The organism is Flagellimonas taeanensis (assembly GCF_003584105.1).
Taxonomy (GTDB): domain Bacteria; phylum Bacteroidota; class Bacteroidia; order Flavobacteriales; family Flavobacteriaceae; genus Flagellimonas; species Flagellimonas taeanensis.
The window spans coordinates 1-15,961 of sequence record NZ_QXFO01000015.1 but is presented as its reverse complement, the minus strand read 5'-3'; the positions used below and the strand labels follow the sequence as shown (position 1 = coordinate 15,961).

Genomic DNA, 15,961 nt, shown 5'->3' with positions numbered 1-15,961 from the left:
TCATGGTGACCATCTGCACAATGAACTTTTTTAGTATCCATCATTCTGAGGCAATAAATTAGGGTTGGCTTCGAGTTCGGTTACTGGAATGGGAAGCAGTACATCGGTACTCTTCCAATTGGGTTTAAGGTTACCTATTATTTCATCTGCCCTTCCCGTGCGCTTCAGGTCAAACCATCGCAGACCCTGTTCGGTGAACAATTCCACACGACGTTCGTTGCCAATGGCGTCCAATAGTTCGTTTGAGGAGGTGGCACCTGTATTCGGCAATCCTGCACGGTTCCGAATGACATTGAGATCCGCTTTTGCCCCTTCAAGATTTCCCAAATGAGCCCTAGCCTCCGCCCTGATCAAATACTGTTCGGCTAACCGAAAAAGAATGGAATACTCCAGAGATTCCGTTTCATTGAGTCCTGCCTTGTATTTATAGGGGTAGAATAAAGTGACCGTATTATCCGCATCCGACATACTGGCCACCCAATATTCCTTTCTTAGGTCACCAGCTTCGAAGGCTTCCAACAGATTATCTGTCAGGGCGAATCTCTGACCGGGAACATCCTGAATGATCAATTGTTCGGCTTCCCTTGTATTCAAGGGGGACTCCTCATCGGCTTTAAGCTGCCAAATTGTTTCTTCAGAGCCCTTTAGAAAGACTTGATCGAGTTCATCTTCCAACGAAAAGGCTTGGATCAATTCAGAGGATACGGCTTCTGCAAGTTCCCAGTTTTCGATATATGGGTACATCCGGGACAATAGTGCTTTGGTTGCATATTGGTCAGCCAATACCTTTTCACTTGAAAAGGGTTCTAGATTTTCCATAATCTCCACGGCTTGTGTAAGGTCCGCTATACTATTGGCATAGACATTTGCTGAGACAGTTCGGGATACTTTATTGTTCTGCTGATAATCCGTTGTGGTGATATAGGGCACATCCCCAAAAACAGATACCAACAGGCTGTGCATATAGGCCCTTATGAACAAGGCCTGGCCCTTGAACCTTTTCTTTTCGCCCTCTGTAAGCGAATTGGAACCCTCCACACCCTGTAAAATATCATTGGCACCATAGATCAAATGGTAGGCTTGGCCCCACCATCCCGTGGTGATGCTGTTTCCAGGGAGAACATCATGTCGGTACAATTGGGTCAGGTCGGCGTCAAAACCATAATAGTCCAATTCATCACTGTAGATAGCCATCATGGGGGTCAAGCCCCTATATCCCGACACCATTCCCTGCTCACGCATATCATAGTAGAGATTGGCCAATGCAGATTCTACGGTGGCGGGGTCATCAAAGACGGTCTCCAATACCAAGGTATTCTTTGGGGGATCCACCTCTACAAAATCCGTGCAGCCCAAGGGGAGTATGACTGTAAGCAATACTAAGGTCCTTTTTACATTTACCTGATAAGGTCCTAGCTTATCAAACCAAAGTGTCAATTGTCGAGAAGTAGAATTTATATATTGTTTCATAGTTGTCTCTTTAGGTTAAAAACTGAGTTGAAGTCCAAGGGTAATCTGTCGCAAAGGGGGAAGTCGAGTACTCGAAGGTTCCTCAGGATCGGGACCCTTGTATTCGGTCCATGTCCAAAGGTTCTGTCCTTGGACATAGATATTAATATCAGGGCCCTGCTCATTTGTGGGCAGTTCATACCCCAAGGAAATGTTGCGCAATCGGATAAAGGATGCATCGGAAACCGCTGCATTGCTCTCCTGTTGAAATGCCCCTAAGTTGGTCCCTCCACCAAATCCAGCAGATGGCCTTTGATAGGGATTTGTATCACCCGGTTCCATCCATCGGTCCAAAAGGTCTACATGGTAGTTTCCCTTATATCCTGGTGTCGCATCGAACCGTACGGTATTGTAGGCCTTTTGCTTTTTGAACTGGAAAAAGGCATCAAGGGTAAGGTTGCCGAAACGGATTGAATTCCCCAAGCCACCATAAAACTTGGGGGCCAAATCCTCGATCCATTGACGATCTTCGGGGCTACCGATTTCATCGTCACCGTTAAAATCCTCGAATCGGTACTGGCCTGTTTCTGGATCTACCCCTAGGGCGTGGTACAATTTCACAATGGACAAGGGTTGACCAATGACATAACGATTGGCAAAGGTGGAGTTATCCAAACCATCAAATTCTACTAATTTATTTTTGGGTATGGTCAGATTGACGGTAGTGGACCAAGTGAATGTATTGGACTGGAAGTTGACACTTCTCAAATCGAACTCAAATCCGGAGTTTTCCACAAGGGCATCAAAATTCCCCGTAAGTTCAGAAAATCCCGTTGTGGCCGCCAAGGGAATACCGACCAATTGATTGGAGGAACGATTTCGGTACCATGAGGAATTGAGCAACAATCGATCTTTGAAGAATCCAAGTTCCAGGGCCATTTCCAACTTTCGGTTCTCCTCCCATCCAAATTCTGGGTTGAATAGCCCTGTAGGTTCCAGGATAGTAGTCCCATCATAGTCGTTACCAGTGACGGTATAGGTATCCAAGTATCGGTAGTCCCCAATATTGTCACTTCCTGTGGTCCCGTAACTTCCCCTTAATTTACCATGGCTCAATAAGGAGTTTGTCCCAATAAAGCCTTCTCCGGAAAAGAGCCATGCCACTCCTATGGCACCAAAGTTTCCGAACTGTTTGCCAGGACCGAATCGGGAGGAGCCGTCCCTTCTCCCTGTCAGGTTGAGGATATATCGATCCAAGAATTTAAGATTGACTCTTCCGAATACCGCATTGTAGCGGTATTCCCCATCTGCATTGGAAAGGATGTCAATGTTTTGTGCTGCACCCAGGTTATAGAGCAATCCATTATTGGGGAAACCGCGCCCTCGCAGTACCAACTGTTCCGTGGTCTCCTGTTGGAAGGTGGTGCCCATGAGGATGTCCACGGAGAAGTTGTCCCATTCCCTTTTCCAGTTCAGTTGGGGTTCTATGATCCAGGACTCCCGTTGGGATGCATTGGTCATGAGGTAAGAGTAGTTTTGGGGGGTAAGGCCATACAAAGGGTTTGTTGCTGAACTGGGCATGGCCCTATGGGTGTCCAATTGGTAGCTGGTAAAACCCAGGCTGGATTTCAATTCCAAATGGTCCATGATCTTATAGGAGACCACCGCATTTGAAATAAGGGTTTTTGAAACAGCGGCATATTCCTCTTCCAAACCGGCCAGAGGGTTGTCCCAAGTGTTATTTTCCCAATTGAGATTTCCATCCTCGTCATAAATTTCGGGTGCATTGGGTTCCAACGAATAGGCATTGGCGGTAAAGTCCTCTGTGGGCAACTTATTGTCTTCATGGGTATAGGAAGTGGAGAGACTGATCCCAAAGCGGCCATCCTTGGAACGGTGGTTTACAGTACTGTTCAAATTTGCCTTTTTGTACCTAAAATCCCCAGGAAAAACAGTGGTCTCCTTTTGATAACCACCACTGACCAAGAACTGGGTGCGGTCACTGCCCCCGGAAATGGAAAGTTGGGCATTATTGCGATATGCTGTTCCCCCGATCAGTTCCTTTTGCCAATCCGTATAGCGATCTTGGTCCCATAAGGTAAGATCTGGCCAATAGAAGCTAAATGCGGGGTTCTCCAAAAAACTGTCATATCCGTCATTGGAGATTCCCTCCCTTCTGACTTGCAGGTACTGTTCGGTATTCATTAGGTCCAAGAAATGGGATACTTGCCCAAGGGAAGTGCTCAATTGGGCATCAAAACGGGTCTTGCCTGCCTTTCCTTTTTTTGTGGTAATTAGGACAACGCCATTCGCCCCTCGTGAACCATAAATGGCCGTGGCATCGGCATCCTTGAGGACCTCGATGCTCTCAATGTCATTGGGGTTGATGGCATTCAGAGGGCTGATGTTACCCCCGACAATCTGATTGGACAATCGGGCCACACCCATGGATTGGGAACCGAAGGGTACTCCATCCACAATGAACAGCGGATCGGATACCCCATTGATGAAGTTCCTGCCGCGGACCTCAATGGAGAATCCTCCACCTGGCACCCCGGTATCCTGGACAATATTGACTCCTGACATGTGTCCCTGCATGGCGGCCAAAGGATTGGCCACAGGTTGTTTTTCAATGATATCCGCTTTGATGGTGGCAATGTTCCCAGTGCGTTCCTTTTCAGAAACACTATAATAGCCCGCATTGAGTACCACTTCCCCTAAAACGGTTACATCCTCTTCCAATTGAACGATAACTTCTTCTCGACCCACAATGGGAACTGTAAGGGATTTAAAGCCCACCATGGAAAAGATCAGCACATCGGTAGGGCCTGCATTAATAGAAAAGGAACCATCAAAATCTGAGATAGTTCCAATATTCTTGGATTCCACCACAAGGTTCACCCCGGCCAGGGGATTCCCCGAAGTATCGGTCACGGTGCCGGAAACAGTAGCTTGTGGTGGTTCCAGGACTGTGCCCGCCTGCACATTAATTAAAAAGAATGGCATTAAAAAGACATATAGGAGCATGAACAGGGTCCCCCTGCACATGCATGATATTGATTGTTTCATAAAAATGAGTTCGTTTGATTTCTTTGTTAGTTATTCAACACACTACCCAAAAAGCCACGGAAAAGCCGTAACTTCCAGAAGGGCATCAAGGTTCGGACAAAGGCCGTCCTGTCCAAGGGGCAAAAGCCCGTGGAAATGGATTCCTTAATCAAAAAAAGACCATGATTTCGTGTTGGGTCGGTCACCCAAAAAGTGTAGTCGTTAGTTGTGGGACTAAAGGATATCGTGAACCGAAAAATTAGTGTAACGGGTATCCCACAACGCTAGCCTTGGGATTATACGGGATTCTTTGGCTTCTTTTTAAATAGGATATCGAACACCGAATGTGATGTACCAAAAACAGGACAATCACACAGAGTGAACCCCACATAAAAAAGTTGCCAAGTGTTTCCCATAACCTAGAGGGTTAGGCGACACTCCGAAAAATAAAAGAAATCAAACGCTAAGAAAAAGTTGGGCGTGAAAACTCAACTTACCCGCTAGTGGTACTGGTATACCTTGCAGAGACAAGTGAGCTCACGCCCGGGTCGTGAGCAAATCTACTTATCATCCCTTCTGCAAAAAGTTACCAGTTTTCTAGCGAGAGATTCTAAGCGATAGCTTCAAATATGTTCTAAACGAAGAATCGCAAATTTATGTTATTGGGCTAAATATAGTAAAATTTTTAAAAATACGGTCGAACGACCGAGATATTCTATTTCCCATCATTTTCCTTTGTCTAGATGTCTAACATTAATATTGAAATATGCAGGTTCATAACTAGGGAATGGCTACTTCCTTGGTTAAAGGAGGGCAAGTCTCAGAGTTCCTTTGCCATTAAATACAATATTGATGAAAGTACAGTTAGAAAAATAAAAGGTAGAAAAGAATATAGAATCCCTGTGGAAACTTTAAACAGAATCTGTGAAGCAAAAGGTTTAAAGCTTAGTGAATTTTTTAAACTAGCTGGTCTCTAGAAATTTTAAGTCGAAAATTATACTTTTCAACTTAATGCCCCAATTGAAATTATTCCAACTAGAAAAAAGTTGGCCCAGAGTTATCCTAATGGCAATAATTTTAATGTAATCAAAATATCTTCAACCAGAAATTTTAATGGAAACAAGTCTTTATTTGAATTTTTGATCACTAATTGTGAAAAATCTTTTTTAAACTTATTTCCAATCTTGAATAGAATTGTATCCACTTCAGTCTCGTTGAAACCATTTTTCAATAGTACAGTTTTAGATATCTCTTCATTTGAATAGCTTAAGACCTTTTTATCTATTTCGTAAAATTCTGGTAATCTAGGAACTAACCAACCGTTAAGTTTCGCTATTTCCCAAAATTCCTCAGCCAACAAATCTTCAATTGAACTTGGAAAACAAATTCCTTTTGATTTAATTGATTTAAGTATAGGTGAGTATTTGTAACAACTTTTTTTAATTGAAAAGGTTTTTCCTTCTGCTGAATTAACGTCTACAAGTTGTCTTAAGTTATTAATCGATGCTTTTCCATCTCTATCATCATCGAACAACCCTATGGCTTTTAAATAGTCCTCAGAACCATTTTTTTTGTTTAATGATTTTGCCCAAATTAATAATTGTCGTTCTACCCAACTAGCTCCTCCTCCTGAGTCCATAGAATCAACATAAATAAGCTTTTCATATGTTGGATAATACTTCTTTAGTCCTGTAGCGATTATCCTTTGATCTGAAATACCCTCCACAAAAAGTGTTTCAATTTTCTCAACCGATATTCTTGATTTTACCAGACTTATATGAAAAATCAAATCTCTTAAACAATCTCTCCAATCATTAAGACTCTTATCAAAATACCAAACTTTCCATACACCTTTAAAATCAATCTGAAGATTTTTAAATTGGGTCAATCCAACAATATACATAGGTACATTTGCCCTTGTCTTTTTCCTGTATAAACTTCTAACTAAAGCTTGCCCTCCCTCATCGCTTGGTATAACATCATCCGGTTTTAATGGCAATTTCAAATCAGAAATTAGTAAATGAAACTCTTTTTTTTGTAGAGTCTCAATTGCTTCTTGTACACTTGATGCTTGGGTATATGATATGATTTCTTGGTTAGATTCGCGTATTGAAGCGATAACTGAACTGATTTTATTTAGATCATCATCAACAATTAGCACACTAATATGATTCATTTTGATTTCTCAATTAAAATTGAAAGTTCTCTTTCCCATGAATCTTCATTTGTACTATAGAAAACTGCTCCTAAGTAAAATTCTGAATAGTCCAAATTGAATTTTTTATTCAACTCATTGAATGTAATGTTTCCTTTTTTAGTTGGAAAGAAATCAAACATTGTGAACAAGACAGTCGGAATAAAAAGAGATTTCCTTTTCATTTCACGTAAAATTTTCTCTCCACCAAATTGTTCGTAATTGCCCCCTAAATCGTTGTTTCCCTTTTTCCACATTGGTATTGTCATATCAAGAATCAATAATTCATAATTTTGAAAATTATTTTTTAGTTCAAATACTCCACCTTGAAATGATTCTTCAATTGTCAAATTAATTCCATCGAAAAAGTTCACTAGCTTTTCAATCTTAGTTTTATCATCCTCAATTATTAGAATATTCTTCATATCCAGACATTTTATTATATGGAAAAAATAATTTGATTGAGATTTTATCATTTTTTAATAGAAAATCAAATCTTTCTGTTTTTGAATATGCCTCATAGAGTAATATCCTCTTAATCTTGTCAAACCCACTTTCACCCTCTTTATTGGATTTATCAATATTTGTATGGTCATTCCAATTACCCTTAACCTTTTCTAATTTCTCAACATTTTCTGAAAAGTCGAAATCTTTATTGACGCTATTCGTAAATATTATCTCAAAATATTTATTCTCTATCATACCAATTTTGACATTTATTTTCATGTTTTCAGGTGGGAGTTTAGAATGTTCTATTATATTATTGAATAATATGTTAAATACAAAAATTAAATTACTGTAAACCCCAAATGGACTACATTTTAAGTCAATAACTGGATTAATTTGAAAATTTGGGTGAATTTTATTTGTTAACTCAACACTAGCATCCAACACAGTCTCAATACTTAGAAGAGATTTTGAGTTTGTTGTATTTAAGTAAAACCAATCAGAAATTACATCAAGTTCCTTTTGAATTTCGGTTCCTGATTTAATAAGATTTGGAATTAATTGACAACTACTTGGTAAATCTAAATTCCTTAGTTCCTTTATTGTTATATCAATTATTTCTTGAAACGTATTATAAATAGGTCCAGACAAGGCCGCTATGATTGTAGTTTGTAGGGGTATTAAAGTATGCCTTACTAAAGAGTCTAAAATTAATTCAACTACAGTTTCAGTTGAATCAAAATACTTTCTATTACCTGCAAAAAACTCGAATAGCGTATAGTCATCAGTCATAAATTTAAAAATACCGTCATCCCTATCTTTAGTTTTCTCTGTTTGGATTTGAATTAATTTATCAATAATAAATTCAATGTAATCATCTACCTCCTTAGATAAATTCTGTAAAATTTCCTGCACCCTATGGTTTAGTAGAAAGTTATTTCCTAATTGAACCTTCCAAACCTCATTTTCTTTATATTGATTTTGAGATTTTGATGTAACCAAATCTAATTTTTCAAAAACGCTTCTTATATGGTTTTTTAACGCCCCATGTCTAATTCTTGTGCTTAAACTACTATCTAAACCATACTCTTTGCTAAAAAGAAAATTCTCCCTAGATTCAATATAAATATTTTTAAAGGCCAGGTACTCAGCCGAATCTAAACTATCATATTCCTTACCTGATGATTTTAAAACTGCTTCCCAATTTTTGGTTTTTGAAGGATTGAAACCTACTAAAGTGCTTGAAGAGGCACTTTGTTCTATTTCTTTAAATCTCTTGAACTGATCTTCGAATTTCTTTACCAATTTCTTCTTAAGACTATTCACATCAATATACAGACGTCCTTCATCCACCTCACGAAGAACTTTGCGAACAGAATTAATTCTGAGTATCTCGTTGATTTCTTTTTCATACTTAAGAGTATCCTTGGGATTTATATTTCTTAAATTCTCCAAAATCATAATTCTATCCTCTTCAACCTGACTTATAGATTGATAATCCGAAGAATATTTTATTGTGTCAATTGTCGCTACATTTTCTAAAAAAAATATGGTCTCCTGCTTTGAGAACTTTTCAATTAAAGCTGAAATTTGTATTTCATTTAAATGATTTATTCCTTGTTGAAATAAAAAGTCATCATATATTTCAAATAAATCGTATTCCTTCAAATTCAGACTGCACAATATAGGATACTCGATAAGTGATATAAGACTTTCTTTAGAATTAGAATTCTCTATACTTTCAAATAATAAATGGTTATCAAATTTTCTTCCTACAAATGTTTTATCAAACAAAAGCACTCCAAAAAGAATTAATGCTTCCCTATATTCACCAATCTTGATATAAGAATTATATAATAAACTATACTTTCGCTCTAAATAATATGGTATATCATCCAATTCAATATTTGATTTTAGCAAGTTTATTACTTGTCGGAAATCAGATTTTCCATAATTTCTCAGGGCCTCATAGGACAATCTTTGTTTGGGAGACATTGAAACATCATTTTCAAAATCTATGTCATGGCCATTTTTAAACAAGTAAACTTTGAAGCAATGAGAATTTAATAAATCAGAGTAATTATTAAAAACTAAATTCCTTGAATTACTCATGTACATATTTCGAAATGAGGAATAATTTGATGACAAGAAACCTCTGATGTAATTTCTTGAATCAACCCTCCCTTCAATTTCGGATAGCAATGCGAATATCTGTTTCCCAAAAGTCGTGTTCATATAAATTAATGAAACCTTGGTCAAAAAAATGAAGCATTTGTCCTCTACGCTATTGAAAGAAAGAAGATCATAAGTTTGGTGCAATATTTCGTTAATACTTTGGCTTGTAGGCAAGGCCTGAAAGTCATAGCCCAAATTGATTAGAGATTTGCAATAAACCTCAAAAAATTCATACTCTATTGGGTTTTCCTTAATCCCTTTTTTTGATAATTCCAAAGCCTTCTCAAAATCTCCTCGATAGTATGAATTCATACAATCCAAATAGATTTCCAATCCATTACCAATAACTAACTCATTCCTAGTATTAATTGCATTGTATAGATTCCTTAGTTTTGGATCATTTTTCACTACTTGATTAGCATTCCGTAAAAATGGGATAAATAGTGAATCGTTTGCAGGGGAATTCCAAATGTTATGCTCAATTACATCAATAACAATCAAATATTGGTCGATAATCGATAAAGTATTAGTAACATACAACACACCTTCTAGATTGGGATGCGAATATTCATAATCGGGATAACTAAAGTTTTTAAAAACCAAAAAATCTCTTAGAGCTCCTTCCGTATTTACCGCATCAATATCATTTTGAAATTGTGTAATGAAATTTTGGAAACTAACTTTCGACTCAATCCTTTTGCTACTAGAATTTATTATGAACTCATATATTGGATTTTTAATTTTCCTCAAATAATCACTTAGGGCATTCCAATTTGCTTCAGATCCAATTTCATGATCCTTAATCAATAAGCTAGCTTCTATACTCCAAAGACTTATACCAAATTTGGTCTCAATTTGAACAAGTAACTCCTTAGCGTTGGTAAAGTTTTCAAGTAAAATGCTTTTATCGAATTGGCATTTTAATTTTAAGAAATCATTTATTTCTTGTAAAAAATTATCTATAATCCAAGTAATCCATCTAAACTCGCTCTTCAAATCGTTTAAAAAGCTAAATGGATCTTTAATATAGATGCTCTCTATTGATTCAAAAAAAGGATTCTGTAGTATATATCTACCTATTAATGGGTTAATTCTTAAAGCATCTTTGTAATGACCAGATGGGACATGTAACTTAATCAGGGCAGCTTTTTGTGCCAAACTTAAGGTGGGGTTACTTATTATATTCCGAGTAATTTTCCTATAATCCATTATGGTATTCTAAGGGTATAAATTCGCATGTTTAAGATAAGGAAAGCTACATAATTTTATCTCAACACCTTTCAAAATAACACTGTTTCATTACTTGAAATCAAGAAGTAACCAAGAAAAATAATTGGCTTATGAATTTAAGTCCTCTGAATGGAATGGAAGTATATTTTTTACGCATTAAACTTAACTTCTTTCATACCCGTTATGATAGCCGAACCTCTTTGCAAAAAAGGAGTCAGTGATGTATTAAAACTAGTTTTATTTTACATACAGAAAAATTCCTTTTATTTCATGATGCACTTTCAGATAATGTTGTTCCAATTCCAATTCTGAAACCAGCAAAGGCTTGGGCAATCCCCTTTCAATTTCTGGCCTCGGAAACTGTACCTTTCTATCCTTACCATCAGCGAATACCACAAACTCCCCTTGTTTCAACCGAAAGAACACCTCGGCCCTACGCTTGGACACCTCCTTCTCCCCTTCCGTTATCCGTCGTTCCAGGTTCAACCCCGAACTTTTGCTCACACTCCGGGTCGGTATCTTGACCAACTCAAAGAAGCGTTCGTAATATCGAGCCGTGTCCGGGTCATTGACTTTCCCAAAAAACTGATACGATAGATTGGAGAGTATCGCTTTACTGGCCTTCTCCCCGTACATCATATCATTTTGGATCTTGTCCTGAAGGACATAGACACTTACGATATCATAGCTCCGTAATGTAGCCGGTATCCTGTGCATGTTCAACAGCCGTAAGGTAGAGGCCTCCTCCAACAACATAAAAGAAGGTTTCCGGTTGCGTTGGCTCATCTGCTTGGAAATCGTATGGATGATGGTGGCGATCACAGGGGAAAGGGAAGCATCCTTTTGTGGATTGTTCACCAAGGCAATGACGGATGGGTGGTCTTCATTATTGATATCCAAGGAAATCTCATCAGCAGAAAGCACCATAAAGATCTTCCGGGTACTGATCTTTTTGAACCCATTCGCCAAGGTACTGAGTACCCCTGCTGTCTGTCGTTCGGACCCTATGCCACTGATAAAGGCATCGGCCATGGCCCGGGAGGTTATATTTTCTTTTAAGAATTTGATCAAGCTCTTGGTGGCCAATTGCTGAAAAACGGCCATGAGATGGGGCAGGGTACAATAGTGCGGATAATCGGTCTTTAACCTCCAAATCAATCCACTGATCAAGCCCTCGGCTGCATCCTTAAAAAAACGGGAAGTACTGTTCTCATCGGAGTCCCTATGCTCCATCAAGTTCTCCAACAGCACCCGGGACACCTCATGGACACTCTCCTCATCGGGCAGATATTTGGGATCGATGGGGTTCACACGATTATAGATGGGGCCAAAGGAAACAATCTTAAAGGGTACCTGCTCCCCATTCCATAAAGGATAGGCCATTTCCGTGATCTCAAAATCCTTGTAATCATGGATGACCCCGGAGAAATGCTCCTTTTGAAAATGCTTTAAAAAATTATAGATGACACTCTCGGTCTTACCGCTTCCTGCAGAAGCCATCACGGAGACCCCCCTTCGGATGTTTCCTAAAACCAGAGGCCTCCCCTTTACCCTCATTTTCACCTCAAAAACCTTTGAGGGTTTCTGATTGTCTTTGTAGTGGTCCACCAAACCATAGATTACCACATGGACAAAAAACAACGGCAACCAAAGGACCAATGATTCTCTTAATAGACCATCCCACCCCCTTAGTAAACCATTGGCCACGGCCAAAAGAACAATGCCAAAAACCCATATCACAAACCCATATTTGAGAAATCGATTTACTACAACCGAGATTCCTGCCCCGATCACCATACCAAATACTATTTCAACCCATCCTAAACTTTCCATATTTAAATTTTTTATATTCCAATGGATCCTGACTCCATGGCCTTTCCGATACCTTTTTTAAGTTGCATCATCGCTTTATAGGCCAACTGCGCTTTATTGGTGGGGATGCTAGGCACTTTGATTCCCGCCTTGAACAACAATTGTTTGGCAGCCTGTTTCTCGGTTGTTGGTAATCCCAAAAGAGCCGTAAAGAATTGCTTGGGATTTTTATCCAACAAGTTTCGGGCATGGTAGGTCTCCACAAAGTTCCGGCGGTACCCGAATTGTTTGTCAAAGGTCTTTTCAGCCGTCCGATAGAACTTGTCCCGGTCAAAGCCCTGTTTGACCTTCTCCCCATTGAGGGTGGTTTCCGAGGTGCGGAACTTGGAACCTGGGGAAAGGCTATGGGAGTTGGTCACATCCTTTCGGCTGACGATGATATGGATATGGCTTTGGTGGCCTTCCTTGGCCATGCCTGGAACGATACGTTTCCCGTTCTGTTTATGGGGTGCCTCCATTTCCAAGGCATTGATTTTTTCTTGAAGTTTGGCCATGTCCCCTTGCTCCCTACCCTCTTTGATGGCCCTGATCTGGTGTTGCAGTTCCAAAATCTTGCTGGCATAGGCCTGGTTCTCCTTGACCTTTTTGTCCTTTTCGGAATAGGTCCGCTCCCTTTCCAGTTTCGCGAAATACAATACCTCCTTGACCGTCACCTCTTTGTCCCTATAAAAGGAGGCCGCGTAGGTCTTCATCAGTTCCCGGGTATATTGTTTCAGCTTTTCGGGGTCATTTCCGATATGGTTGAGTTCAGCCTGGGAGGGACTGACCATGATGGAATAGAACTTGGGATCCCGTTTGGACAACTTGGACGTATTGGCATCGATCTCGGCAATGACCCGCTGGGCATCAATATTGTTTTCTGTTTGGTTGAAGAACAGTTCTTGATCTTCAGGGGCCTTCCCTTCGTTCTCCTTTTCCAGATACTTGACAAAATCACTGGCACTGCCATGATAGTTATCTCCCAAGTGTTGTCGTGTGATGGCGATGTACATGCTTATAGGTTTTTGAGTTTTGTACGGTATTGTTCTATGGCTCCGGGTTTGAGGTCCACTTTGAGGTGGTCCTTTCCGAAGCGGTTTTTGGTCACGGACACATGATCCAGGACATGCCCAAAATCAGCTTTCAATTCTTCCACCTGTTCCTTCAACCGTTCATGGACGATCTTGGGAACGGTGGTCTCTTTATCCAACAGCTCAGGATTGGTGGGCGTGTTGATCTCGGTCAGCTGCCTTTCAAAAAATTCAAAGTCCCCTTCCCATTCGTCCCCCTCCCCAGATTCCAGTTCCTGCTGAAAGAGGGCCTGCATCATACTGACCGTGGGCAGGGTCTGTTCCTTTTCGATGCTGCGCATGATGGCCACCATGGCATTGAAGCGTCGCTTCATGAACAATTTCATACTGGCGATGGTCTCCCCAAAATGTTGTTCCGGGGAGATCCCATGGCGTTCAAAAAACTCCACCATGGCCAACAAGGTCATGGAATGGGACTTTCCTTGCCGTTTGGAAAAGCTCCGAAATTTCAGGGCCACCGAGATTTTGATCCTCAGTCCCGCAAACGTCTCTTTTTCGTAACCCTTATCCATTTTTTCAACAAAAATTCCTTGGTTTTACTGGGCCCGGCCCATTTTTTCAACAAAAACCGAATGCCCCAAGTTTTCTAAAATGCCCAAAACCCCTATAAACAGGGCCTTACGGAGCAACCATGATCGGTAGCGCTGCGCCAGCACGCTATCCTCTTGCTTCTCCTTTTTGCGCCAAAGGCCCAAAAAGCATCGCACAAACCATCTTAAAAAGACAGCCGTCCCTTTTCATATTTTACCCTATGGAGCACGGACTTTTGGAAAGTCAGATCAAGTTGGGTTGCCGTGCAAACTTTGCTACGATGTAGCATCTTAAATATACCCACATTCCTTCAGGCACAAAAATGCGTTCTGCGGGCAAATGGCATCATTTGCCCGCAGTAAATATGAAACGTCCATTTTTGGGTTTCCACAACGTCGGGAGTTCCACGGGAACGCCAAAAAAAAGACCCTTTTTCAAGGGTCTTGTTCCCGTCAGTCCTCCGATGGAACAGTATTGGTCTGTTCCCTGTAATACTCATACCGAAATATCCAGAGATTGACCACCAGGGAGTAGGTTTTGTCCACCGTGGCATCCGCTGTCTTTTTGACAACGCTTTTCTGTGGATGTTTCTTTGCAGGGATTTCCAATGACTTTTTTACAATTGCTTTCATAATACATGATTTTAGATTATTAATTATTTGAGGGCATCCCCGCACTTCCCAAAAATTTCAGCTCAAAAGGAAACGGAATCGTTACTTAGCCGATAGAAATAATATTGTTGGAACAGATAGAGTTCTAACCTTAAATCAACAGTTCCACTTACTGCATTAGCTTTAGAAACGGAATAGAGGGAATCTAATGTTTATATTAAGTACGGTAAGTTATTTGAGCCTAAGCCAGAGAGTATTAAGGGCATAACCCACTAACGATTTAAGCCGCTCAAAGGGAACATCAAAAAGACTTTTAATGAGAATATATGGAATCGACCTGTCCAAAGATAAATTTGACGTAAGCTATGTTCTTGCAGGTGAAGAGAAAAAGAGGTTTGTCAGAAATGACTTTAAAGGTATCTGCAACTTTTTGAAACAAGTGGAAGATAGTTGCATCCTGGTAGCTGAACATACTGGAAGCTATGGTGACCTGTTGGTTCATCTCTGTTACCAGTTCCAAATTAAAATAGCATTGGTCCCTGGCTACAACATAAAGCACAGCTTGGGATTGCAACGGGGAAAGAGCGATTCAAAAGACGCATACCGTATCAGGAAATATGGTGAGAGGTTTGTGGAAGAATTACGCTTTATGGAACCAAGGTCGGAATCGGTCAAAGAACTTAAGGAACTTTACAGTTTGCGGGAACAGTTGTCAAAGAGCAGGACATCACTTTTGTTGGGACAGAAAACAAGAAAGCTCAGTCCTTCCCAGAGCATTGTGGCCCATAGAGGCTATCAGAGAGCGATAGCCAATCTGGAAAATGAAATTGATGCCATCGAAAAGGAAATTGAAAAAATCGTTCAGAACGATTCCGATTTAAATGATAACTACAAGCTTATTACCAGTATCAAAGGTATTGGTCCGGTAATAGCAAACAATCTGATCATCAAAACGGAAAATTTCAAACGTATCAATACAGCCAAAAAGGCTGCTGCCTTTGCCGGGGTATGCCCGTATCCCAATTCGTCCGGGAAAATGTCTATGAAGTCCAAGACCAGCCATATGGCCGACAAAAAGCTGAAATCTCTGTTGTTCCTTGCCGCCAAGACAGCCGTGACACACAATAAAGAGTATAGTCTATATGCAGAACGAAAAAAACTGGAGGGAAAACCCTATTTCTTGATAATGAACAATGTATCCAATAAAATGCTCAGAACTGTCTATGGTGTAATCCAGAGTCGAAAACCATATGATATGAACCATATTTGTAATGACCCAAGACAATTGAATTGAAATACTCAGGATTTTATTTGGTTTTTAATAGAGTATATAA

The 15,961-nt window shown here is 40.0% G+C and carries 11 protein-coding genes; 2 read left to right on the top strand and 9 right to left on the bottom strand.

Annotation, left to right across the window (positions count from 1 at the left end; translation table 11 throughout):
* Positions 1–30: 30 nt before the first annotated feature.
* Complete coding sequence (locus D2V93_RS06680) at positions 31–1,377, bottom strand: RagB/SusD family nutrient uptake outer membrane protein (RefSeq protein ID WP_182849954.1); 1,347 nt, start codon at positions 1,375–1,377, stop codon at positions 31–33.
* Between the two features lie 108 nt (positions 1,378–1,485).
* Positions 1,486–4,455 carry a SusC/RagA family TonB-linked outer membrane protein gene (locus D2V93_RS06675; protein ID WP_245978117.1) on the bottom strand — a complete coding sequence of 990 codons (2,970 nt, stop codon included), beginning with the start codon at positions 4,453–4,455 and terminating at the stop codon, positions 1,486–1,488.
* Positions 4,456–5,240: 785 nt separating this feature from the next.
* Between D2V93_RS06675 and D2V93_RS06670 the strand changes: the two genes are divergently transcribed.
* Positions 5,241–5,474, top strand: a complete 234-nt coding sequence (locus tag D2V93_RS06670) for a helix-turn-helix domain-containing protein (RefSeq protein ID WP_119618884.1) — start codon at positions 5,241–5,243, stop codon at positions 5,472–5,474.
* 80 nt (positions 5,475–5,554) lie between these two features.
* On the opposite strand, the gene D2V93_RS06665 is transcribed toward D2V93_RS06670, so the two are convergent.
* The 7 genes from D2V93_RS06665 to D2V93_RS06635 all read right to left on the bottom strand — a co-directional run bounded on the left by D2V93_RS06665 (position 5,555) and on the right by D2V93_RS06635 (position 14,648).
* Positions 5,555–6,673 (bottom strand): response regulator, encoded by a 1,119-nt coding sequence (locus D2V93_RS06665; protein ID WP_119618883.1) that lies wholly within the window; start codon positions 6,671–6,673, stop codon positions 5,555–5,557.
* Positions 6,670–7,116 carry a hypothetical protein gene (locus D2V93_RS06660; protein ID WP_119618882.1) on the bottom strand — a complete coding sequence of 149 codons (447 nt, stop codon included), beginning with the start codon at positions 7,114–7,116 and terminating at the stop codon, positions 6,670–6,672. The genes D2V93_RS06665 and D2V93_RS06660 overlap by 4 nt, the downstream gene beginning before the upstream one ends.
* Positions 7,094–10,522 (bottom strand): hypothetical protein, encoded by a 3,429-nt coding sequence (locus D2V93_RS06655; protein ID WP_119618881.1) that lies wholly within the window; start codon positions 10,520–10,522, stop codon positions 7,094–7,096. Before D2V93_RS06655 ends, D2V93_RS06660 begins: the two co-directional genes overlap by 23 nt.
* A 258-nt stretch (positions 10,523–10,780) precedes the next feature.
* Complete coding sequence (locus D2V93_RS06650; protein WP_119618880.1) at positions 10,781–12,376, bottom strand: type IV secretory system conjugative DNA transfer family protein; 1,596 nt, start codon at positions 12,374–12,376, stop codon at positions 10,781–10,783.
* 11 nt (positions 12,377–12,387) lie between these two features.
* Positions 12,388–13,407, bottom strand: a complete 1,020-nt coding sequence (gene mobB, locus D2V93_RS06645; RefSeq protein WP_119618879.1) for a MobB family relaxase — start codon at positions 13,405–13,407, stop codon at positions 12,388–12,390.
* A 2-nt stretch (positions 13,408–13,409) separates the two neighbouring features.
* The gene (locus tag D2V93_RS06640; protein ID WP_119618878.1) at positions 13,410–13,997 is read right to left on the bottom strand and encodes a BfmA/BtgA family mobilization protein; all 588 of its coding nucleotides are present in this window, start codon (positions 13,995–13,997) and stop codon (positions 13,410–13,412) included.
* Positions 13,998–14,468: 471 nt separating this feature from the next.
* Entirely contained in the window at positions 14,469–14,648 is a 180-nt protein-coding gene (locus D2V93_RS06635; RefSeq protein ID WP_119618877.1) for a hypothetical protein, read from the bottom strand.
* A gap of 295 nt (positions 14,649–14,943) precedes the next feature.
* Here D2V93_RS06635 and D2V93_RS06630 point away from each other — a divergent pair, with 295 nt between their 5' ends.
* Positions 14,944–15,921, top strand: a complete 978-nt coding sequence (locus D2V93_RS06630) for a transposase (protein WP_119618839.1) — start codon at positions 14,944–14,946, stop codon at positions 15,919–15,921.
* The last annotated feature ends 40 nt before the right edge of the window (positions 15,922–15,961 follow it).